The organism is Acinetobacter sp. WCHA45 (genome assembly GCF_002165255.2).
Lineage (GTDB): Bacteria > Pseudomonadota > Gammaproteobacteria > Pseudomonadales > Moraxellaceae > Acinetobacter.
Genome location: NZ_CP028561.1, coordinates 577,411 through 600,091, shown reverse-complemented (window position 1 = coordinate 600,091; position 22,681 = coordinate 577,411). Strand labels below are relative to the sequence as shown.

23 protein-coding genes are annotated in these 22,681 nt (G+C 37.9%); 2 read left to right on the top strand and 21 right to left on the bottom strand.

The window, feature by feature from the left end; all coding sequences use genetic code 11:
- Nucleotides 1–256: 256 nt before the first annotated feature.
- The 8 genes from CDG55_RS04215 to rpe form a co-directional block, all read right to left on the bottom strand.
- Entirely contained in the window at nucleotides 257–745 is a 489-nt protein-coding gene (locus CDG55_RS04215) for a methylated-DNA--[protein]-cysteine S-methyltransferase (RefSeq protein ID WP_087536813.1), read from the bottom strand.
- A gap of 18 nt (nucleotides 746–763) precedes the next feature.
- Nucleotides 764–1,081 carry a DMT family transporter gene (locus CDG55_RS04210; protein ID WP_005158692.1) on the bottom strand — a complete coding sequence of 106 codons (318 nt, stop codon included), beginning with the start codon at nucleotides 1,079–1,081 and terminating at the stop codon, nucleotides 764–766.
- Nucleotides 1,082–1,252: 171 nt separating this feature from the next.
- Nucleotides 1,253–1,798 (bottom strand): hypothetical protein, encoded by a 546-nt coding sequence (locus tag CDG55_RS04205; protein WP_005158695.1) that lies wholly within the window; start codon nucleotides 1,796–1,798, stop codon nucleotides 1,253–1,255.
- A 2-nt stretch (nucleotides 1,799–1,800) separates the two neighbouring features.
- Entirely contained in the window at nucleotides 1,801–2,304 is a 504-nt protein-coding gene (locus CDG55_RS04200; protein ID WP_005158697.1) for a hypothetical protein, read from the bottom strand.
- 82 nt (nucleotides 2,305–2,386) lie between these two features.
- Nucleotides 2,387–3,286, bottom strand: coding sequence for a copper resistance protein B (locus CDG55_RS04195; RefSeq protein ID WP_087536812.1), 900 nt, complete (start codon nucleotides 3,284–3,286; stop codon nucleotides 2,387–2,389).
- Nucleotides 3,273–5,213, bottom strand: a complete 1,941-nt coding sequence (locus tag CDG55_RS04190) for a copper resistance system multicopper oxidase (RefSeq protein ID WP_087536811.1) — start codon at nucleotides 5,211–5,213, stop codon at nucleotides 3,273–3,275. The genes CDG55_RS04195 and CDG55_RS04190 overlap by 14 nt, the downstream gene beginning before the upstream one ends.
- 68 nt (nucleotides 5,214–5,281) lie before the next feature.
- Nucleotides 5,282–5,701: a hypothetical protein gene (locus tag CDG55_RS04185; protein ID WP_087536810.1), complete on the bottom strand. Its 420-nt coding sequence runs from the start codon at nucleotides 5,699–5,701 to the stop codon at nucleotides 5,282–5,284.
- A gap of 365 nt (nucleotides 5,702–6,066) precedes the next feature.
- Complete coding sequence (rpe, locus tag CDG55_RS04180; RefSeq protein ID WP_087536809.1) at nucleotides 6,067–6,753, bottom strand: ribulose-phosphate 3-epimerase; 687 nt, start codon at nucleotides 6,751–6,753, stop codon at nucleotides 6,067–6,069.
- Nucleotides 6,754–6,931: 178 nt separating this feature from the next.
- On the opposite strand from rpe, the gene CDG55_RS04175 reads away from it, so the two are divergent.
- Nucleotides 6,932–7,207: a DUF2218 domain-containing protein gene (locus CDG55_RS04175; RefSeq protein ID WP_087536808.1), complete on the top strand. Its 276-nt coding sequence runs from the start codon at nucleotides 6,932–6,934 to the stop codon at nucleotides 7,205–7,207.
- A gap of 27 nt (nucleotides 7,208–7,234) precedes the next feature.
- On the opposite strand, the gene fghA is transcribed toward CDG55_RS04175, so the two are convergent.
- The 7 genes from fghA to CDG55_RS04140 all read right to left on the bottom strand — a co-directional run bounded on the left by fghA (nucleotide 7,235) and on the right by CDG55_RS04140 (nucleotide 13,358).
- Entirely contained in the window at nucleotides 7,235–8,080 is an 846-nt protein-coding gene (gene fghA, locus CDG55_RS04170; protein ID WP_087536807.1) for an S-formylglutathione hydrolase, read from the bottom strand.
- A complete protein-coding gene (locus CDG55_RS04165; protein WP_087536806.1) occupies nucleotides 8,049–9,494 on the bottom strand; it encodes a C13 family peptidase in 1,446 nt (481 codons plus the stop codon). Before CDG55_RS04165 ends, fghA begins: the two co-directional genes overlap by 32 nt.
- A 202-nt stretch (nucleotides 9,495–9,696) precedes the next feature.
- Nucleotides 9,697–10,506, bottom strand: a complete 810-nt coding sequence (locus CDG55_RS04160) for a class I SAM-dependent methyltransferase (RefSeq protein ID WP_087536805.1) — start codon at nucleotides 10,504–10,506, stop codon at nucleotides 9,697–9,699.
- Nucleotides 10,506–11,327, bottom strand: coding sequence for an undecaprenyl-diphosphate phosphatase (locus CDG55_RS04155; RefSeq protein ID WP_087536804.1), 822 nt, complete (start codon nucleotides 11,325–11,327; stop codon nucleotides 10,506–10,508). The genes CDG55_RS04160 and CDG55_RS04155 overlap by 1 nt, the downstream gene beginning before the upstream one ends.
- A gap of 8 nt (nucleotides 11,328–11,335) precedes the next feature.
- Complete coding sequence (gene tsaB / locus CDG55_RS04150) at nucleotides 11,336–12,034, bottom strand: tRNA (adenosine(37)-N6)-threonylcarbamoyltransferase complex dimerization subunit type 1 TsaB (RefSeq protein WP_087536803.1); 699 nt, start codon at nucleotides 12,032–12,034, stop codon at nucleotides 11,336–11,338.
- 145 nt (nucleotides 12,035–12,179) lie between these two features.
- Nucleotides 12,180–12,707, bottom strand: coding sequence for a gamma carbonic anhydrase family protein (locus tag CDG55_RS04145; protein WP_162620855.1), 528 nt, complete (start codon nucleotides 12,705–12,707; stop codon nucleotides 12,180–12,182).
- Nucleotides 12,708–12,743: 36 nt separating this feature from the next.
- A complete protein-coding gene (locus tag CDG55_RS04140) occupies nucleotides 12,744–13,358 on the bottom strand; it encodes a CoA pyrophosphatase (RefSeq protein WP_005158738.1) in 615 nt (204 codons plus the stop codon).
- Between the two features lie 120 nt (nucleotides 13,359–13,478).
- On the opposite strand from CDG55_RS04140, the gene CDG55_RS04135 reads away from it, so the two are divergent.
- Nucleotides 13,479–14,027 (top strand): NUDIX hydrolase, encoded by a 549-nt coding sequence (locus CDG55_RS04135; RefSeq protein WP_005158740.1) that lies wholly within the window; start codon nucleotides 13,479–13,481, stop codon nucleotides 14,025–14,027.
- Between the two features lie 38 nt (nucleotides 14,028–14,065).
- Here the strand turns inward: CDG55_RS04135 and CDG55_RS04130 are convergent, their stop codons facing one another.
- The 6 genes from CDG55_RS04130 to CDG55_RS04100 form a co-directional block, all read right to left on the bottom strand.
- On the bottom strand, nucleotides 14,066–16,081 hold the full coding sequence (locus tag CDG55_RS04130; RefSeq protein WP_087536801.1) for a hypothetical protein: 2,016 nt from the start codon (nucleotides 16,079–16,081) through the stop codon (nucleotides 14,066–14,068).
- A gap of 19 nt (nucleotides 16,082–16,100) precedes the next feature.
- Complete coding sequence (filE, locus tag CDG55_RS15230) at nucleotides 16,101–17,381, bottom strand: putative pilus assembly protein FilE (protein WP_228252566.1); 1,281 nt, start codon at nucleotides 17,379–17,381, stop codon at nucleotides 16,101–16,103.
- 11 nt (nucleotides 17,382–17,392) lie between these two features.
- The gene (locus CDG55_RS04115) at nucleotides 17,393–19,057 is read right to left on the bottom strand and encodes an OmpP1/FadL family transporter (protein WP_171287532.1); all 1,665 of its coding nucleotides are present in this window, start codon (nucleotides 19,055–19,057) and stop codon (nucleotides 17,393–17,395) included.
- A 12-nt stretch (nucleotides 19,058–19,069) separates the two neighbouring features.
- Nucleotides 19,070–20,200: a hypothetical protein gene (locus CDG55_RS04110; RefSeq protein ID WP_087536798.1), complete on the bottom strand. Its 1,131-nt coding sequence runs from the start codon at nucleotides 20,198–20,200 to the stop codon at nucleotides 19,070–19,072.
- A gap of 45 nt (nucleotides 20,201–20,245) precedes the next feature.
- Complete coding sequence (locus tag CDG55_RS04105) at nucleotides 20,246–21,079, bottom strand: C39 family peptidase (RefSeq protein ID WP_087536797.1); 834 nt, start codon at nucleotides 21,077–21,079, stop codon at nucleotides 20,246–20,248.
- Nucleotides 21,080–21,353: 274 nt separating this feature from the next.
- Nucleotides 21,354–22,352 (bottom strand): DUF6160 family protein, encoded by a 999-nt coding sequence (locus CDG55_RS04100; protein WP_087536796.1) that lies wholly within the window; start codon nucleotides 22,350–22,352, stop codon nucleotides 21,354–21,356.
- Nucleotides 22,353–22,681 lie beyond the last annotated feature (329 nt).

Below are 22,681 nucleotides of genomic sequence, written 5' to 3'. Positions count from 1 at the left end.
TTGTAATATCCCGTTTCTGCGATAGATAAAACAAATGCAACAAGTGAACAGGTTTTGTAGATGACAATGCCTTTGGTTACTTTGGGCGAAACCAAAGTAACTCGAACCGAAGGGTATTCCTAATATTGAATTACACTAAGCAAGACACCGCCTCGCGAATAACTGAGTTACGGTTCAAGTCCTAAAATATGTCGATTCATATCTGTTAAGTAGCTTATTCCAAAAAGAAATGAAAATCGAGTATTAACACTACAGATTATGGAATTTGGCTTTGCTCTAAACTCAGTAAAATCTGCTTCTTATCCAAACCACCTGCAAAACCAACTAATGCCCCACTCGAACCAATCACCCGATGACATGGCGCAATAATTGAAATTGGGTTTCTACCATTGGCTGCCCCAACAGCACGCACTGCTTTTTCATTACCAATCTGAACGGCTATTTCCTTATAACTACGTGTTTCGCCATATGGAATAGTTAATAAAGTCTGCCAAACCTGTTGTTGAAAATCTGTCCCTTGAAAGTCCAAAGGTAAATCAAATTGCTGACGTTGCCCTGCAAAATACTGTTCTAATTGTTTTTTAACTCGAAGTAACATCGGATGTTGATGATCTTCTATCAGTTCAGCCAGTCGAACTCGTTTATGATCTTCATTGTCCCACATCACGGCGACCAGTGCATGATCATGAGCAACCAGTTTTAATGCACCCACAGGAGAATCCATGTACATATACACCAGTTGCATTACACTCTCCTTAAACCATTAATTTGATGACAATTTCATCAGCATTAAGCCAGATACAATTAATATTGCAGCAATCATTCGCATCGCAGTCATCGGTTCATTTAAAACCATGATGCCAACAATAAATGATCCTATCGCACCAATTCCCGTCCAAACCGTATAAGCTGTACCCAAAGGCAACGATCGCATTGCAATTGACAACAATACGACACTTAAAATCATAAAAATGATCGTAACCACACTTGGAGTGAGGCGTGTGAAGCCCTCAGACATTTTCATTGAGTATGCCCAAATGACTTCAAAAATACCCGCCAAAATTAAAATTGCCCATGCCATTTTTCACACTCAACCTTAACAAGAGTTGGGTCGTCCCAACGTGATGCTTTTGAAGTGAGGTCGTCCTCTTAGGAAAAGCAGTGTACTGTAAAATTTCGAGATTATGTGAAAGGTTATGTATGGATTCCAGTGCAGTATTTTAAAAATTAAAAGCTTATCTAAGGTTAAGATTTACTGCCATGAAATCTGATCGACCTGCATTAGCTCACATGCCCCGTTTCCTGTATCTTCACGGGATAAAGAACTTTTCCAATGCCAGCCATCTTTTGTCTGGATTTCGATTAAAGAACCCTTTAAATAGACTAAATCATCTTTTTTAATTTTTTTCATTTGAGATGCGACATAAGCGTTGGCAGGAACCAGATGCATATTGGCACTATGCGTTGCGATTTCTCGCAAAGAAATAGGCAGTTGATGATCTATACGCCAGTGATACCAACGATTACTTTGTGATACATCAATTTGTTTATAGATCTGCGGATTTGCCATATCTCCCCAACCAACAGCAATATCCATTGGTGAAAATTCAGCTTCACGCCCTAAATTGTAGTCTTCTCTAGAAAGCACACGAAATGCGCCTTCATAATGCTCCAATGCATTAATTTGTACGCCTTGTTGAGTGGTCATTTGACTAATATTTGGCGCTGGTTTTAATACCTGTGTCCAAACCAACCATGCAATAGCCAATCCTAGTACGCCATACATCCATCTTGGCATGCTTAATTATCCTTCTTTCTCTGTAAGCATTTTATCCATTGCTTCAAATGATTGAAGCATGAAATTAAAAAATGACCTAAAACACTTAAATAATTATCCTGCGGCTCAACTTTATGGTCATGTAAAGTTGCAGTATCTGTATTCAAAGTATTCATTTCTAAAGGTTCATAATGTGACAAAGTTTGTTGTAACTCAGCTCCCAAGCTCAAGCGAATTAGAGCAATTGTCACTTCATCAATTCCATAATGATGATATAAGGTTAGATGACGTGTATCTAAATCAATACTATGTTCAACTAAAATTTCAGCAAATGGCAATAATGCTTTTCGAATCCGTTGTACTTCCACCAAACTACTCATGTGTGGAATATAATAAAAACTGACTTTCATACTGCCATCACGTGGAACACCGTCAAATTGAGTTATCAAATTTTGTGTTTTCTCTCTCCGACTTAGAGATTCATTTGCTTTATCAGTTATTAAATTGTCTTGTTGTTCTAAAGCCATTTATGCACCATGAATGACTCAAAAAAGATACTGTCAGTATAAACCAACAGTATCTCAGGGAAGTGACATTTTAGACAAAGGATCAGAACTTTAACGTAAGTCCCAAACCATATAGCCAACCTTTTTTACTGTCTGTAGCCGACTGTAATTCGGTTTGTTTCAAACCTTTGTTGTATGCATAAGCGACATCAATAAATGGCATGATTTTTTTACTGATTTCATAACGCGTTTGCAGACCTATCTGAAGTTTAGATAATCCAGATTTATTTGCATAACTTGACTCATCATTGAATATTACATCTGCATTCAAATAGGGTTGAGCAATCAACTTTTGCGTAAATAATACATCGCGTGTTGTTTCCAAACTCAGTTGCCAGCGTTGGTTTTGACCTGCATAAATATAGGCTTCGGTTTCAAAAAAATACGGCGCTAGACCATGTAATCCCAATACCGCGTCCCATTGATTTTTATTATGCTTTTGCTCAGGCTGATATTGATAACGAACACCTGTTTGTACATCCCAAAAGTCAGCAACATTGCGGCTGTATAACAGCTTTGTTTCGGTTTGAGTTTTTTCCGATTCTGCTTTTTCAACATGTGCTTGAATGAATATTTTATTTTTATCACTTCCCACCCATGTTTTTAGCTCAGTACTGGCACTGCCTCGACCATTGTCATCAACGATCCATGCATTTTTAATCGCTGTGGCTTGATAAATTTGTCCACCATGTTCACGATGATGATCATGTGTATCATGTTGAATATCAGATGGTACTTGCTTTAATTCAGGTTGATGTTCTGAATGATCAACAGGAGATGATGTCTCCATCAATATATTCTGTTGTACCGACTGATCCATTTGCATCATTTGATCATGCCCCTCATGTGCAGATGCAAATACACTCAAACAAGAAACCATGCCACCAATTGCCAATAATTGTGTATAGCGTTTCATCGTAGAAGCTTGCTTAGTGATGTGCATGGCTCGCTCCTTGAGTAGGTTGAACGGACATAGTTTGTGAAACGTTACTGCCATCGACATTTGCGACAATCAATTTACTCATCATGCCCGCACTCATGTGGTATAACAGGTGACAATGAATCGCCCATTCACCGAGCTCATCCGCAGTCAGTAGAGCTGTAACAGTTTTGCCCGGCGGCACGATCACCGTATGTTTATTTGGCATATCCTGCGGTGCCTGACCATTCTCCAACTGCATAAACATGCCATGTAAATGCATTGGATGCGCCATCATACTTTCATTCACAAATTTGAGACGGATACGTTCGCCATAACGCACGGTTAAAGGTTTGAAGTCAGGATCACTAAACTTTTTACCATCAATCGTCCAGATGTAACGCTCCATCGTGCCCCCAAGACGAATCACCAATTCTCGCTCTGCTGGACGACTATAACGCTCAGGTTGTGATTGCAACGACTTCAAATCTGCATAAGTTAAGGCTTTCTGACCGATTGGTGTTGCTGCATTCGCCCAGCCCTGAACGGTATCTGAAGTTGTTTTTTCAGAAGATACCACCATCTGGTGTTGGCTATGATCTGAGGGCGTTGCTGAAGCTGACATATCCATCTGACCGTGTGCACTATGATCCATACCCGACATGTTCATCTGACCATGTGAACTATGATCCATTTTCGACATGTCCATTTTTTCATGTGAGCGATGATCCATCGCTATTTTTTGCATCGGTGTAACTGGTGCTTTACCTTGAGGCATCTGATGCTGACTATGATTCATATTGGCCATATTCACTGGCTGATCTGAACCATGGTCCATTTTGCTCATATCCATCTGACCATGCGAACCATGATCCATGCCCATATCTTCCATCGTCAATAATGCACGTGGGCGCGCTTTAGGAATCTGAACCTTTTGCGTATTCGGTGTCATGCTATTGTGCAATGAAGCAATTGCAAAACCAGAACGGTCGATTGATTCAGCTTCAATTTGATAATGTGCCTGCTTAGGTTCCACTAACACATCATAAGTTTCTGCTGTGCCAATACGAAACTCATCCACAGGAACGGGTTTCACTGGCTGACCATCGGCACTAACGACTGTCATTTTTAGGTTGGGAATACGCACATCAAAAAAAGACATGGCTGACGCATTGATAAAGCGCAAACGAATCTTTTCACCCATTTTAAAAGCGCCTGTCCAATTTTGTTGAGGTGTTTTCCCATTCACCAAGAAAGTATAACCAGTGACATCAGATAAATCTGTTTTGAGCATCCGCATCTGGTTCCACATCGAACGATCTTGCCACGTTGCTTTTAAACCGTCTTGTTTCACCTGCTTCCAGACATCACCCACCGTTTCACGTTGGTTTTGGTAATACTCAGCCGACTTCTTCAAATTTGCCATGATCTTGTCGCTTTCCGTTTCATGAAAATCAGACAACATCACCACATAATCACGCTCAGCTTTTTCATATGCGGCAACAGGCTGTTTTCCTTTTGGATAAATCACCAGAGGACCATATAAACCATCCTGTTCCTGTCCTTTACTATGCGCGTGATACCAGTAAGTTCCGTTTTGGCGCACCTTGAAACGATAGGTAAAATCACTCTTTGGCTTAATGCCCTGAAAGCCATTAAAACCGGGTACACCGTCCATCAATCCTGGCAAAAGCAATCCATGCCAATGTAATGACGTATCTTGATCTTTGAGTTGATTATGCACATGAATGACCGCTTCATCCCCTTCTTCAAACTCTAATAACGGCGCAATAAATTTGCCATTTACCGTAATACGTTTGACAGGTTTTCCGGTAACATTGACCATTCCTTGATTAATGTTCAGATGATATTCTTTTATTGCAGCCAAACTATAAGGCGCAAAAATTAGACTTAAGCCAGCAATGACACCAGCATATATTTTTGAGGACATAATATTTTCCTAATCTGTGAACTATTTTTAACTCGCTCGTTGAAGCGAAAAAGAGCTTCTAAGACAGATTAGGTTCTAGGAGGACGTAAAATTTCTTGCCAATGCCCTGCAAGATGACGAGCTTGATACTCAGTATTTTTATAAGTGTTTAGCTCAAAAAAAGGTGAAACAGACAGGCTTGGAATTTGTTGATCGAGTGCAAAATTAATCGTTTGGCAATGTGAAATATTATTACAATCGGGGCAATGTTGCTGATCTTGCATTTGCCCATCAGGGCATTTAACCACATTGGTTACATCATGCGACATATCCATTTGATGATGCGGACGTGTCATCTGTTGATCATGACATGGTATCACTTGCGCTGTAGACATCTTTTGATCAAGTTGAATCTTTTGGACTGCTGCAATAGACGCAGCGCTTCCCCCGATGAAAAATATCATCAGGAATACAAACCATAGATGCTTGTATTTTTTATGAAGTTGCACTAAATATCCTTGGATCAATCATCAAATGCATGCGATTTACTTAGCATAATTTCTTTCTATCTTATGCACAATCTACTTTATGTTCAATTATGCTAATTCCTTGCATTTAAGCAACAGAATTGCCGATTTATCAAGCGAAAAATAATAAAATACGTTATGAACAAAAATAAAGCAAAATAAAGGACTTGACGCACAAAAAAAGGACAAAAATTTGTCCTTTTTTGATATTTTTGTTGAGAATATAAACAACTGAAATCATTTTGTTTATTTTAACAACATCTTATCCACTTGCTTATCAACACGGTTATCCACCCAGTTATAAACAAAGTTATCCACAACCTTATGTGAAAAATAGTATGAAAACACTAAATTTCTTTTGCACCAACTTGAGCTAATTCTGCACGCATTTGATCAATTACAGTCTTATAGTCAGGTTTACCAAAAATTGCAGAACCAGCTACAAACATATCCGCACCCGCTTCAGCAATTTCACGAATATTTGCTGGACCGACGCCACCATCAACCTCTAAGCGAATATCAAGACCGCTGGCATCAATGATTCTTCGTGCTTGGCGAAGCTTCTCCAATGTCATTGGAATAAATTTTTGCCCACCAAAACCAGGGTTCACACTCATCAATAAAATTTGATCTACTTTATCGAGAACATAATCAAGATAATGTAAAGGGGTTGCTGGATTGAAAACTAAACCTGCTTTAGCACCACCCGCCTTGATCAGTTGTAAAGAACGATCAATATGATCCGTTGCTTCTGGATGGAAAGTAATAATATCTGCTCCTGCCTCCAAAAAATCACCGATCATACGATCAACAGGTGAAACCATCAGATGCACATCAATTGGCGCCTTAATTCCATAATTTTTCAATGCCTTACAAATACCTGCACCAAAAGTTAAGTTTGGTACATAATGGTTATCCATGACATCAAAATGCACAACGTCTGCACCCGCAGCTAAAACTTTTTCTACATCTTCACCTAAACGTGCAAAATCAGCAGATAAAATCGAAGGCGCAATTAAATAAGGCTTGGACATGGACGACCTGGCAAACTTTGAAAAATGATAATTGAATTATAACAAATTCATCGGCTTTAGGCTGTTACAAAGATACGATTACGACATTGCAAACTTGCAACAACACGTTGCATGAATACTGTTTTTAAATGCATATGATTTTGCTATTTTTAATGGTGAAATCATATGCAGTTAAAAAATGAATAGTACGACACAAATTACAACTCACGATGGTAAACGTATCAGTAAACGTTTATTGAATCACTGGAAGCACAAATTTGAAGTATCAGAGACTGAGCTGTATTCAAAAATTTTTATGCCGACAGCAACAGTGACGCTTACACCACAAGAACAGCATTTAGATGTATTGATTGAAAATCAGCAAGAAGACGTTGCTCGTCTAGAACAGGTGGTTATTGATCATTTAAATCGTATGGCACAACAAGAGTTTATTGTTGATTGGCAGCATCATTAAAAAGAAGCTCAATCGAGCTTCTTTTTTTTAAGCCATTCCCTTTTCTAACTGAATCGCATGAAATTGCAGATGATCATCAATAAAACTTTGAATAAAGTAATAACCATGATCGTAGCCTTTGTGCTGGCGTAAAGTTAAATGTTGCCCTGCTTCTAGACAAGCTTGCTTAAACTTTTCAGGATTTAATTGAGCATAAAACTGATCTTCTAGACCTTGATCAATTAAAATTTCCTCAAAGATTCCACCCTTTTGCTGAACTAAGGCGGTTGCATCATGCGCTAACCATTGCTGTTGATCCGCACCTAAATATTGGCTAAATGCCTTTTCACCCCATGGGCAAATACTCGGCGCACAAATCGGAGCAAAAGCTGAAACTGATTTAAATTGTTCTGGGTATTTAAATGCCAAGGTTAACGCACCATGCCCACCCATTGAATGTCCAAAAATTCCAATCTGACTTTCAATAATCGGAAATGCTTGTAAAATATGTGCATAAAGTTCATCAACCAAATAAGACTCCATTTGGTAATGTTCAGCCCAAGGTTGTTGAATTGCATTGATATAAAAGCCTGCACCCTGACCAATATCCCAATGATCACCCTGCGCAACTCCCTCTCCACGCGGAGAGGTATCAGGGCTAATTAGAATCAAACTCAGCCGAGCTGCCATACGTTGTGCATGTGCTTTAACCGCAAAGGTGTCTTCAGTGCAAGTTAAACCCGCAAGATAAAATAATGCTGAGCAAGGCTTTCCTTCTAAAGCAGCAGGAGGTAAATACACTCCAACTTTGGTTAAACCTTTAAGATGCTGTGATTCCAGTTGATAAATACGCTGTTCACCTTCAAAACAACGATTTTTTTGCAGTAGCTGCATGTTGATTATCCTGTGTTTTTGTAATGTCTGTTGTTGTGATATTTTGCGTTGGGAATAAATACGGCTCAAGTTGTGGCAACATCAATTCCATGTTACGACCGATAGCCCATTGCGGCTCGGATGGTTCAAATCCTTGAGCTGTTTCCCACTGTGTCACAGTTTGTTTAGACTGATCAAATGCTTTTTTCATTGAGGATTGTTCACGCATCGCCAAATCGAAGAAAGCACGACCAAAATAAGTGTAATCCGCTTCATTATTACAACCAAAAGAGGTTTTATCTGCGGCTGAAGCAGTAATAATTAAGGTTTCAGGTGACTGTAATGCTGGAATAAAACTTCCTGAATAACACGCTGAAATTACAATCACTCGCCAACGAATACCTGATTTATCGAGCGTTTCACGTAGCCATTTCGGGTCGACTTGCCCTAACTCTAATGGTGCATTTTCGAGTTCAAAATGATTACGCTCACCGTGGGATGTCATATAAAGAAATAATACATCGCTATCACGGTTCATCTGCTGACCAATCCGACGCAACGCTAACTCAATACTGGTTTTAGACGCAATTGGAACATCTAAACGTGTCGCAGGATTATTAATCAACATAATGGAACGTCCAAACGTTCCAAAACGAGTATCAAATTGCTCTCTAATGCGCTCAATTTCAGATTTGAAAACATCAGCGTAGCTATCCCCAGCTACGCCCATAAAATACCAATGGCTTTTCGCAATATCACCATATTGGATTTGATCTAAAGCTTTGTCCAACACATGACTTTGCGCATAAAAAGCATCTTCAGCAAAACTTGGTGGTGTTTCTTCAACTTTCCAAATCGGTTGATCTTTTACCGAAAGCTGCCAAACCACCATGGTTGCAATAGTCGCAATAAAAACTAAAGCACGCTCCCACCACGGCCAATTTAATGCCCGTGAAAATACCCAAATCACAGCCAGACTTTGCCAAACAAATAGTCCAACAAATAATGGTGGTAAGAAACCATTATAGATTGAATCGGGAATGAAATTTAGATAGCCATTTGAACCTAAATATTGGATCAAACACTGTAATAATAAGATATTGGTATCAAGCACTAACCATAATAATGCAGGTACAAGCATTAAACGGGCTTGGTTCATGCGTTGCGAAAGGAAAATCCCCACAATTAAGGCAATAAAAGGCCACAGTGCGTAACCAATCAAACCTTGAGGGTTGAACTCACCAATTTGCCCTGCCACCAACCAGCTATAAAGTGAGTTGGTACAACCACCTAAAATACCCCAAATAATGAGCTGGGTAATTGATGGATGAACAATCTGTAAGGAACGTCGAGACCCAAGGAACAACCACATTCCAGCAATTTGGTTACTTTTAAAATCATGCCAGATATTAATGGAAGGTTTGAGGTCGATCATAAAGTTCTTCGGGTATTTCTCTTTTCAAGCTTAGATTGAAAATATGTCTATCTTTTATCAAATGAATATGACTTTTCCTAAAAGGAACAATGTCTTTCCTTCATTTAAGCTCGACAAGAATTTTTTATCAATCATGCTTTTGCACTATATCACAAATCTTTACCGAGCATTCACCTAAGCTAAACAATCACTTGGATGAAAGTTAAGTTGAACTTTTGGGAAAATATGCATCAAAACGACAAGCATCACCTAGCCATTGATGATCTGGAGTTTGATCAGCCAAATAAACAGCATGTCGTGGTCGTTTTACAATAACGCGCTTAGCGATTTTACTGGCAAGATGCAGTAATTCATCACCTAAATCCATTTCACCATCTTCAGGTAATAACATATGCAATAATTGCATTTGCTTTTTGACCTGTGCCTGTTTCTTTTGTGCTTGGTGGTTTTGATCTCGCTGTGGGAACATCGGGTCTAAATAAACGACATCGATCTGTTCATCTCGCTGCTTTAATCCATGTAAATAATCAGTTGAATCAGCATAAATGAGTTGAATCCGTGGCATAACAGATTGCAGAAAAGGATCTCGTTCTGCTTGGGCTTTGGTATATTCTAATAATACAAATAGGATGGGATGACGTTCAATTAAACGCACATCAGCACCCAAATAAGCCATCAATAAACTATCATGGCCTAAGCCAGCTGTTGCATCAATTAAATTAGGTTTTTCACCCAACTGACATGCTCTTGCGATCATTTCGGATTTCAGACTGGCTCGTTTTAAACGAGGAATTTCAGCACGCCAATCCGGTTGCATTTTCATCCCATTCGCAGCCAGACTGAGTCCATCCTCATCTAAAACCAAAGCCATTTCTGGATTCAGACGAAGGAAACGCGCATTCACTTTTTCAACGATTTGACCTTTTAATTCAACATTCAAACCTGCTAAACGGGTTTGAAGTTTTTGAAATTGCTCCGCGTACTCCGCCTGATACCAACAGATCATCTGCATTACCAATGCACCCAACCTGTCCACCATGTCGCCAAAATAAATAAACCGAAGACTATACGGTAGTAAGCAAAAGCGGTGAAATCATGCTTAGAGACATAACGGATTAATGCACGAATTACAATCAAAGCTGAAACAAAGGCAACAATAATTCCAACTGCTAAAATAGCCATATCATTACTATGTAACTCATGACGCATTTTATACATATCCAGTAAACCAGCTCCCATCAATACAGGAATACCGAGGAAGAATGAAAATTCAGCCGCTGCTTTACGTGAAATACCTAAGAATAATGAACCAATAATGGTTGAACCAGAACGTGAAGTCCCTGGAATTAACGCAAAACATTGAATCAAACCAATCAGCGTTGCCTGCTTGAATGTCAAATCCTCAACTTCAGGACTTATAATTTTATGCTGGCGGCGTTCAGCCCATAAAATAATGAAACCACCGACAATGAGCGCAATTGCGACCGTAACTGCATTAAACAAATAAGCCTTTACCACATCACCAAAGGTCAACCCAATAATCACAATTGGAATAGAAGCAATAATTAAATTCAGGCTTAAACGGCGACCTTGTTCTTGACCTGTGAGTGCTCCGATTAATGCGCCCCACAGCTTGCCCCAGTATTCATAGATAACCGCTGCAATTGCACCAATTTGTACTGCAACAGCAAACATTTCTCGCTTTTCAAGCGTCCAGAAATCTAGCAACTGCCCTGCTAGAATCAAGTGCCCTGTACTTGAGATCGGTAGAAATTCGGTAATCCCTTCCACCAAACCCATAATTGCTGCTTTAAATAGCAATAAAAGATCCATAATTAACCTTAATTCGCTTTACTTTGTTCTGGAATTTTTTTCCATGCATCATCACGTAAATACACAGGGAGTGCATGCTCAGCATCAACCCATTTTTTTTGTACAGCATAAATTCGAGCAATTGTTGCAATGTCTTGTGCAGTTGCTCGAATTTCTGTTGCAGACGTTTTTAGAATGGAAGCCTCTTGCGAGTCTATTTGACTTGGCTTAATCAATTCTGAACCTGAGCCAATCGCCGTAAATTTACGATATGCGGTCGCTTGTTCATAATTTAATAATTTTTCTTCATCGACAGCATGCATAATGCCATTTTCATCTACACTAAAATTAGCAATATAAACTTCTTGCATACGTGCATCTAAAACAGCTGTCACCTGCTGTAATCCTGTCAAACGATATGCAGCTTGCGCTAACGCTTGCAAGCTTGATACAGGAATAACAGGCAAATCTTGTGACCATGCCAAAGCTTGAGCAACCGCAGCATTAATACGTACACCACTAAATGAACCTGGCCCACGACTAAACGCAATTGCAGCCAAATCAGCCAATTGAGTTTGAGTTTGTAATAGCGCCTGTTCAGTTAATGGCAGAATGGTTTGCGTTTGTGCTTTTGGTCGCTCATCTAATTGAAAATAGAGTTCTTGAACATCATCAATTAATGAAACTGAACAGTGCTCATTTGCAGTTTCCAATGCAAGCAACTTCATGCAAAAACCTTAGCTTAAAAGAGATAAAAAACGTCAAGTATCATACCCCACTCAAGCGCCCTAAGCGAGTTATTGACTTTTTATAGATACAAAAAAGCCAAGGATATACTTGGCTCAAGAAACGCACTATATCAATTCGTAATTATTAGAAATTAAACTCTTCCAATACTAAAAAATTCTTATAATGTTCAGCATAATGTAAAGCACTCAAGCGTAATCGTGCAGCGCCTTGCTCATCTAAAGTTTTGATCACTTTTCCAGGCGATCCCATCACTACAGAATTATCAGGAATAACTTTACCTTCAGGAATCAATGCATTTGCACCAATAATACAATTTTTACCAATCACCGCATTATTTAAAACTACAGCATTGATACCAATTAAAGAATTATCTCCAATCGTACAGCCATGCAACATGGCCTGATGACCGACTGTCACATAATCCCCAATATTCAGTTCAATACCTGCATCAGTATGTAAAACTGCATTCTCTTGAATATTCGAGAAATTTCCAATCCGAATTTTACCATTATCAGCTCTTACAACCGCACCAAACCAAATACTAACTTGGCGACCTAACTCAGCTTGACCAATCACCGTTGCATTCGGTGCAATCCAGCCATCCCAAGGTTCATGTAATGCTTTAGGGCTCAATCCTTGATATGTGTACATCATGACAAAATACTACTCTATTTTAATAAGACGTGATTAGAATTTAGATAATCCAAAATGAGGAGGATTAACTAAAAAAGGCCATTTTTTTTGATGTCCTAGCCCATACTGAAATAATGATACTAACATTCGAGCGGTTAAACCCCATACGATCTCATTTTCAACCTGCATACTCGGAAAATAAATTGATTGTCGAGCTAAACGCACTTCATAGGGTAAAGGTGGTGCATCAATTAACTGCTGCAATGGTGCAAAAAAAATACGATCTATCTCTGTAGGTTGGGCGATTAAATCTACTTGTGCGGGAATTAATCCTACAATCGGTTTCACAGATAAACCACTACGCGCACGTTGTATCGGTAAATCTCCTAACAGCTTGACATCGAAGGGATTAAGCGCTGTTTCTTCTTGTGCTTCACGCAAAGCAACTACAATATTACTGGTATCACTCGGATCACGCTTTCCTCCTGGAAAAGACACCTCACCTGCATGTTGAGATAAATGGATTGAACGACGTGTGAGTAAGACCTTAGGTTGCTGTTCTTGTGTAATTGCAATTAAAACCGCTGCATCAGCTTGTTGGATTCGTTTGGAAAAACGCAACCGTTGTTGTAAAAGCTGTATTAACGATGGTTCTTCCATATGACTCATCTCTTTTTCTCATTTTCCTTACAAATCATCATAACTGAAATTTCAATCACAATCATAGATCATGATGCGAAGTGATCAAAATTCAGTTATGCTGAGTTATCTCTGTAGCTGATGATAATTATGAGCTTTTGCGTTGCGTGTGGACATCAAACTGAAGCAAAAATCCCGCTAGGTGATCATAAAACACGGCTCGTCTGTACACACTGTGGCAATATCCACTATGAAAATCCGAAAGTTATTTGCGGTGCATTAGCCATTTGGGATAATAAAGTTTTATTGTGTCGACGTGCCATCGAACCACGTTATGGGCTATGGACACTTCCTGCTGGGTACATGGAATTATTTGAAACCATGGAACAAGGTGCTGCTCGTGAAACACGTGAGGAAGCTGAAGCCGAAGTTGATATTGAACAACTATACTGTATGTATAATATTCCACGTATCGGGCAAATTTATGTTCTATTTAAAGCACAATTAAAAGATGGTGTTTTTGGAGCTGGAGAAGAAAGTCTCGAATGCCGTTTATTTGAAGAACATGATATCCCATGGGCAGAACTTGCATTTCCGAGTGTAGAACAAACGTTAAAACATTATTTTGCAGATCGTAAACTAGGGTTATTTCCTTCTCATTTAGAAACATTAGGTACACGTTTAGATCATACAGGTTAAATAAAAAGACCGCTTATCGCGGTCTTTTTATTTAACTTTTATTTTGTCTTAACAGCTTTACAAGCATTTAAATTTTGATCTGCAAGTTGAATAGTCACTGGACCAGTCCAGCGTTTAGCCATTTTACGATCTTCATCTGTTGGTTTAACATACTTATTTCGCTCTGTGTCGTCTTTCAAACTATCGTATAAATTTACATACACATCCTGATAATAAGCGTAAGTGTTTGACCAATATACTGTACTACTTGTCTCAGTAAAGTCAGTTAATGTTATTTCCTTTTGTGGGGCATCACTTAATAAATTATGAATATTAATTTTAGCGCCACCAATAGCTCTAATCGTCTCGTTATAAATAACGCCAACATTTAATCCAAACATCGCACCATTTAATATACCAAATTTTGGATTAGACAAAATTGCTCGGACAGATACTGATTTACTTGTAGGTGTAAAAGAGGTTGCTCCTGTAGAGCCTATACGATATTGAGTTTCTCCAAATTCATCAGTGATCGTCCCATCTGAATTAATAGATTGGATTTTTCCACACTCTCCAGACATATCACTAGATGTAGAATTTTTACGAATATCAGTTCGGATATCACCATTCTCGTCAATTACAATCCCTAATTTAATTTTTTCTGAGTCAGGAATACTATTATCAGAGAAACCAAAAATTAGAGTCGCATATAAAGGGAAAATATATTTTTGATTTGTTTTTACATTTGTACTAGTTTTAAAAACATCTTTACCTAAGTAACTTGGCGGGTTTGCTTTATAAATTTCTAAACTTCCATTATAAGCTCGACCATCTATAGCTTGCTCCCATTGCCCCAAATGTGCTGTATTTACAGGGTCAGTATCTTTAGCATTTAATAGCAGTCTATAAACATATTCTGTCCCAGGGATTGTATGACCGTTAATCAACTTACCTTGCTTAAATTTTAAGTCTTCTGATGGGTTGGTTGTCAAAGCAAAACGCAGCGGTTGGTTAGAGTTTATTTCACGATTAATCGGATTCAACCACGTATTTTGAGGATTAATTTGTACTTTTTGAGCTTTGACTTTAGTAATTAATACAGATGGTGGATAAAGTTTACCCTCTATAAAACTTGCAGGACCTCTCCATTGTTGACCTGTTCCTATTGTATATCCTTGTCGATCTGTAAGTAAAAAGACCTCCCCCATCGAATGTATAAGGTCATTACCTTTATCAGGATTTACACAATCATTATAATTTGATTGATTACAACCAAAAAAGCCATCTGGAGTCTTAACTGAAGGTGTAATTGTACCCGCTTTTAAGAAAGGTATTGTTGTTTGCCATACACCTGCATTAGATAAATTTAAGAGACGCTGAAGCAGCACCATCGCCTGTTCATCTGTTACATTACTAACACTTAACCATGGCTTTAATATATCAACGTAAGAACCATTACTCAGTTCAGCGACACCAATATCTTTAGTTAATTGAGATAATAGATCTTTCTTTTCGTCAGTAATCTGAGTAGGTTGAATATCCCCCAAAGCATTATCTTCTTGCTCAAGACCAATGCTATGAAAAATTTTTATTAATGCTATCGCTACGCGAATAGTCTCATCATTTGGATCAAGTGCTGTTGGCATTTTTCCTGTTAATGCGCTTGCTAAATCAATGACTCGAAGCCGTGGTACTGGATACCTTAAATCATTAATCTTGGAAATATCATCCAATTTCACAACACCAAGGTTAATTTTCCTAGCATCTTTACCTTGTATATAAAAAGTTGCCGTGTCGCCTAATTTACAAGCTCCCCCAACAGCATTTGAATCAAGTTTAGTTGCAAAGTGATTTGCCTTATCGCTACTACAATCAAAATTTAAACCAGAAATAGGATAATCCATGGCAAAGGGTAGACAGTCACTACTTGTAGGCGTACAACTCGTACTAGTTGTTACGCCACTAACCCCTTTATTTGGATCTTCATTAATTTTTGTACTCTCGCCTCCACAGCCTTGTAATAATGCTACTAATGTCGTTAAAGCAAAGGGTAAGAAAATTTTGTTATTTGTCATGGGTTCATCCTATTAATGCTTACTGTAAAGCAGCAATCTTAATCTGTCCTTGATTTGAAAGTTCCTGCTCTGGAACATCCACGGCTGATGCTAATGGAGTCATCATCATATAATAACTTTTAGGCGGTATCTTAATTACACCTTGAAGGGCTGCATGTTGTAATAATGTTGCTGGAATCTTCTGATTCTTAAATCCACTCACGCCTTCTAATATACAACCAGACTTATCTAAAAAAATCACTAAAGGCCAATAATATGTCGGTTTATCAGTATTAGATGCATAAGAATCAAATTGCATATATTGAATATTTTGATCAAGCTTGACCAATTCATATTCAAATTTTTCTTTTATAGGTTTCCGAGGCCATAAGCCAATTTCTTTTTCGGGAACTAAACTCTTGATTGTTTTATTTTTGCTATAACTTTCTAAGAAACAACGATCATTCTCAAATGCCAGAGATAAATCTTGTGCAGATAAACGAACATAATTATTAGATAAAGTAATTGAATTTAGACTCTGGTTTGATTTGTTTAATATTTTATCCAAAATTGATCGACTTACGCCTTTTTTACGCTCTATCGTCTCTAAACGTCCTGTACCATCAGGCATAGTATAAAAGCGCTTTTTACCCTCTAAATTAAATTCCTGATCTTCTAAATATTCATTATTCACATATTCAATACCATCTACTTGTATGAATGCAGATGAAGCAGATGAAGCAGATGAAGCAGATGAAGCAGATGAAGCAGATGAAGCAGATGAAGCAGATGAAGCAGATGAAGCAGATGAAGCAGATGAAGCAGATGAAGCAGATGAAGCAGATGAAGCAGATGAAGCAGATGAAGCAGATGATTCTGCCTCAATAGTAGTTAGACTTTTACTAGCAACATTTAATTTTGGTGTTATCTTTTTATTCGTATTTGCATCAATTATTTCTTTTGAAGTATTTATAAAATTTTGAGATTTTGGTTGATTAACTACGTCAGAAGCTAATTTTGATTCTGAAGATGATTGCATTTTAACTGTATTCTTAACAACATCTTGATTAGACATTGATATTGTTGGTAAATTTAAATTGACATTATTTCTAACAGGTAGATTTTTATCTGATGCTGCCGAAGAATCAACATGAGTAGAACGTTCTGTTCTATTCTCATTTTCTGTTGGTTTTTTAGGAATAATCATTGGTCTTCCATCAGGGCCAATAATTGTATAAAAACCTTGTGCATATACAACCGAAGTACTTGCAATAACAGTAAAAATTACAGATATTGCAAGCTTAGATTGTTTTATTATCATAGTCGTTAACATTACCATTTTGTTCTATAGCTGATACCAAGCAAAGTTACCTTAGTATTGGTTTTAATATCTAGGCCTGCATACGGATTTAATAAAATATTATCAACCCCTGTTTTATTTGCAAGACTACTAGTATTTGCAGGAATATCATCACGACTGCGTAAGAAGCCAATTGAAAGATCTAAATCTGTATCTTGATCAAATCGATAACCAGCACCTAAACCGAACAGTTGAGCATTATTAATTGGTACCATCGTATTGCGCTTGTCATCCGGAATTGAACTTGTACGAGGCTCATAACCCATGCGTAACTTCAGCCGATCAGTTGCTGAATATTCAAAACCGATTCCCCAACGCCAAGATGATTGAAACTTTAAAGGTAAAGCTAAAGAACGATCCGTTACATCAGCAGTCAAAAGTTTAGCAACCTTTAATAATGATATTTGTCGATCAAATTCAAACTTAAACTTATCCCATGCAGCGAAGTCGGTCCAACCGAGATCAAAGTTCATTTGCAAGTCGGGAAATATTTTATATTTTATACCCGCTTTAAAATGTTGTGGATATTTAAAATCCATGGCAACTAAACCAGATTCCACATTAGGAATATACCCAGGCAAGCCAAGAATTGCCGCAAGAATTTGACCAGTCGCTGACGAATTTAAACCAGCTACGAGTTGTTGCGGAGCTGTCGCATTATTAATTAAATATTTACCTCGCAATCGCATTTTAGCTTCACTTTGATAAACCATACCAAAACTAAAATCATCGGTTGGCTCCCATAATACGCCCAAATTATAACTTGGACTTAATGATTGCTCTAAAGATACATCCATTGCCCCCACTTTACTAAACGGGTTCATACCTTCTTTGGCGTTACAAATACCAAATAATAGTAAATCGGTGATAATATCCCCATTATTCTTAAATGGAGTACATACCACTTCATCTACCATTCGCAATACACCAATCATTTCATTTGGAAAGCGTAGATCCGTTTTAAGTGCGATCGCTTGGTAAGACATACCAAATGATGCACCAACTGATAAATGATCATTCACTTGATAACCAAAAGAGGGCGATAAATAGGTAATACGCTCTAATGCAACTTGTTGGCCCATATAATTACTTGGATTACCATCTTCTGCGCCAAAACCTGCAACTAATGGTGCGTACATAGCTGTCGCATAGGTTACTTTGGAACCAGGTGGCTTATAAGCAATCGCTGCAGTTGGTGCAGCTAATGGAGCATTAGGTCCTAAATCTACGATTTTTTTAAGAATCGGTACATAAATACTTGCGTATTCAACGTCCCCGTGAACTGTTCCTTTAAAATCTGTACAAATTCCAGTTCTAACTTCTGGCCCATCATTACAAACCAATGGATCATCTGAATAACCAAAAACATTATAACCAGCAGGAGCTGAATAATCCCGTTTAATCGCAAAATTAGCTAAAATCCCTTGTACATCAGTTTGTAAACCATCAATTTTCGCCAGTGCTGCTGGATTAAAATGTACTGCACTAATGCCTGGTGGATCAGCGGTGACAGCATTCCCCAAAGAAAGAGAACGTAAGTCTACAGATAAGTCTTGTCCCAATTGCGCATTGGCAATATTTGATAAGCTAGCTAAAAGAATAGCTGCCGTTAAGGGACATAATTTTAGGTATTTCACCATTACATCTCCTTAACGAACTTTCTTGCCAAAACCTATAATATCGAGTGGGAATGACAAGCCCAAGGACACATCTGGCGCATCTTCCGTTAATCCAATAGCAACGGTGCCATTTACAATTGTTTCAGGTGATACCCTTACGCCCAATGCAAATGACAACATGGCACTACTTTGATCAGCTGATTGATAGCTTTCATCATTTTTAAAGTAGAATTTTGCTCCAGTATTAAAGCTTTGTTGATAAGACATGGTTAGTGATACGTCATAGTTAAATGAGTACGCAAATCCAAAGGAGAAACCACCACTTAAACCTGGGTCAAAACTTTCAAGAATACGAGGTCCTGTTGCACCACCACCACGTAACTGATTTAAACCTGATTCTTTTAAACCATAGTTTGCTGACACTGAGCTGAACAAAACAACAGGGTCAATATATTTACGCGTACTTGCTCCAAAACCGACCGAGTAATATCCTTTACCTGTAGATAATTCATCAATACCAATTTCATAAGGACTATCACCCGTTTTAGTTGATAAGTTACCAAATAAAACCAACGGAAGACGCCCTTGTTTTAAAGGAAACGGTTCCCAACGAGCTCCAAAAGAAATATCACCTAAACCTGCGGCTGTCTTATCCTGTAAAAGATCTTTTTTAGCCATTAATGGAATAGATGCTGATAAGGTCAAGTTATCAAGTAAACCATATTGCGTGGTAAATGTATTGGTCAGTGTATGGTTTGCATCTTCTTCAACACGTAAGCGTTGTAAAGCACTTGTACTATCGCCCGTAGCAAGATCTAGTCTACTATCTCGATAGTATGTGTAATCAATGTCATAATAAGAAGAAATAACACCTTTTTTTATCAATGAATATTGACGTTCGTTAGATGTAAATACTTCTTGTAAATTTGTTTCTTTAGTCGCATCACCTTCTTGCTTTTGTAATGCATTTGCTGCTTGTGTTGCTTGACTATCACCAGCTTTTACATTGGACTCATCTTTCACTGCATTTGTAGCTTGATCTACTTGCGCTGTTTGTTCGGTCTGAACTTCCGTTGATTTCTGTTCTTCAGCATAAAGTGTTGTTGTTACTGCACTCATACTTAATGCCAACACACTGATGTTCATCCATGGACTTTTCATTTTGCGTTACATCCTATTAATACATTAATTTTAATGATTTCTAAATTACTTCCGCTTGTAATATAAGCGCATAAAAGTCGTAATTGGTTGATTGTAAGTAGCAGAGGTCGGATCTGCATCTAATACTTTACGCATCGTTGATGCCTTATCAGCCATACGTTCAAACTTTTGTGTCGGAAACTGAATTTCCGCAAGCGCGTATTTATTAACAGTTGCATCTTCTACATGGCGCATATCTGAGTCTTGCAACGCTAATAAATTTTTACGATACTCTTCCGGAATATCTACAATGAAAAGTGTATTATTATCCCAAATCTGTTTAAAGCGAATTTCATCAAAACTAATATTGCCTAATGATGGATCAGCCACATAAACTCGACCGTTTTTATATGCTTTATATACAACAAAATGTTTAAAACCAGCATAAGTAATAGGAACAATTGCAGGCTGTTTTAAACTGGTTAAATCTGAAAATTCCCCTCGATAACCACCACTATTCAACCCAAGTGCAGTAACAAATCGCTTCATGTCTAACAGAGAAAAACTACGGCGCTCAATAATACGTTGATACTCACCATACTGAAGCAAACCTGTCATCGTTTGTTGTTCAGTCAAACGTAAACCACCATAGCCATTTAACAGCGTAGTTAATGCGGCTGATCCACAACTGTAGTCATATGCCTGACGAACAATACCCCGAAATTGATCTTCTATAGCAGGTTTAATTGTGACCGCCTCACGATGATTACGTGTAAAAGAAGGGTTACGAGAATCTAAGGTCTCTGTATAATATACAGTCCCCTCTGGTTTTTTTTCTATTTCGAAGGCTTGCGTTGTAAAGTAATACATCAATGCTGAGCCTAAAGCGATCTCTAACATAAGTCTCTTTTTCTAACAGTGGCACAACTTGCCTTATTCATTTTATTTTAGTGTCCGTAAACACCTCATCCCTGCATGTTGAAGATACCTTTTTTTATAAAAAAAAACAGCATTTTTTTAGTTTTTTTTGACGAAATGTATTTTTTAATACTAATTAGTTATCATTAAGTAATTTATTGTGCTTTAGCAAAACTATTTTCCGTTTTTTAGCACATAAAAATACTTATTTCAAATAAAAAAAAGCGCAACTAGTGCGCTTTTTTTTGTTATAAGATTAGTGACCAGAAATAGTGATCATAGAACCTTTAACATTTGCAGTACCATCGAAATAGTAAGTTTGTAAACCTTGAACTTCTACATCACCAATTGAAGCTGCTGCTTGACTGCCTAAACGAACACCTTTGATGTACATATCAGTTTTAGGTGTAGTAGCACCAGAACCAGTGATAATACGTAAGTAACCGTTGTTAGAACCTTCTTTACCAACTACGCTTACTGCAGCATTAACAGTTAAGTTACCTGTTGCCGCAGCTGCACCTATAGGAGCATCAGCAACTTTGATACTGTCAAGGTAAATTTGACCAGCAGCACGGTTAGAAGCTGTACCATCACCGGTACCTTGTTTAGTTGAACTATCAATAATACCTAGGTTTTTAATTTCCAAACCACCTTGCATGGTTGTATTCAATACAATCATTGCACCTTGTGGAGCAGCACCTAACTGGATGTTTGCACTTGTAACGCCTGTTTTGATTGTTAAACCAGATAAAATTGCGTTGTAGTTAGATGCATCGTTACCACGACGAACTGTAGTGCTTGCTGCATTAGAGCCAGACACACCAATTTCACCGATATAAATATCTAAACCAGATACAGCAGCTGCGACATTAAGGAACGCACCATTTGTACCAGTACCTTTATCTGTATCAATTGTAAGATCAGCAAGGTTATGTGATGTTAAAGCACGAGTGTTATCTACAGCAGTACCTGTAGCATCCATTGGAGCAGTAATTACGATACCGTTAGCAGCAGTTGCACCAGTACCATTTGATTTAATTACGATAGCACCAGCATTAGTAGCTGTACCACCTAAACCATCATTATCGTGAATTAAAACTTTTTCAATTTCAATTTTAGAAATACCGATACCAATATTGATACCGTCTTGACCTGTTGCAGCGCTTAGTGCAGCATCATCCATAGACTGCATAGCCATTGCATTTGCGCTAATCGCCATTGAAGAAACTAAAGCTAGTTTAGTAAACATTTTCATTGAGCACTCTCCCAAGAGCATTTATTTTTTGACTTTCACTACTCTAAACTGTCCACGGTCGTTTTTTTCTTAATGACAACTTGAACTTCCAATCCTTGAGTAGTTCGTTTTAGCAAGTACTAAATTACAGGTTTGTTATTTTATGTTCAACTACTGTTAATCGTTTTTTATAAATAACCCGACAAACGGCATAATACTTTTTTCGTGCACCACTTTAATTTATATGCTCTAACATATGGAAAGCACTATAGTTTTTTAATCAGCATTTTTAGAAAATCATAGTCAAATATCCTATTTAAACCTTTTATCATCCGCCCAAATCACTGCTA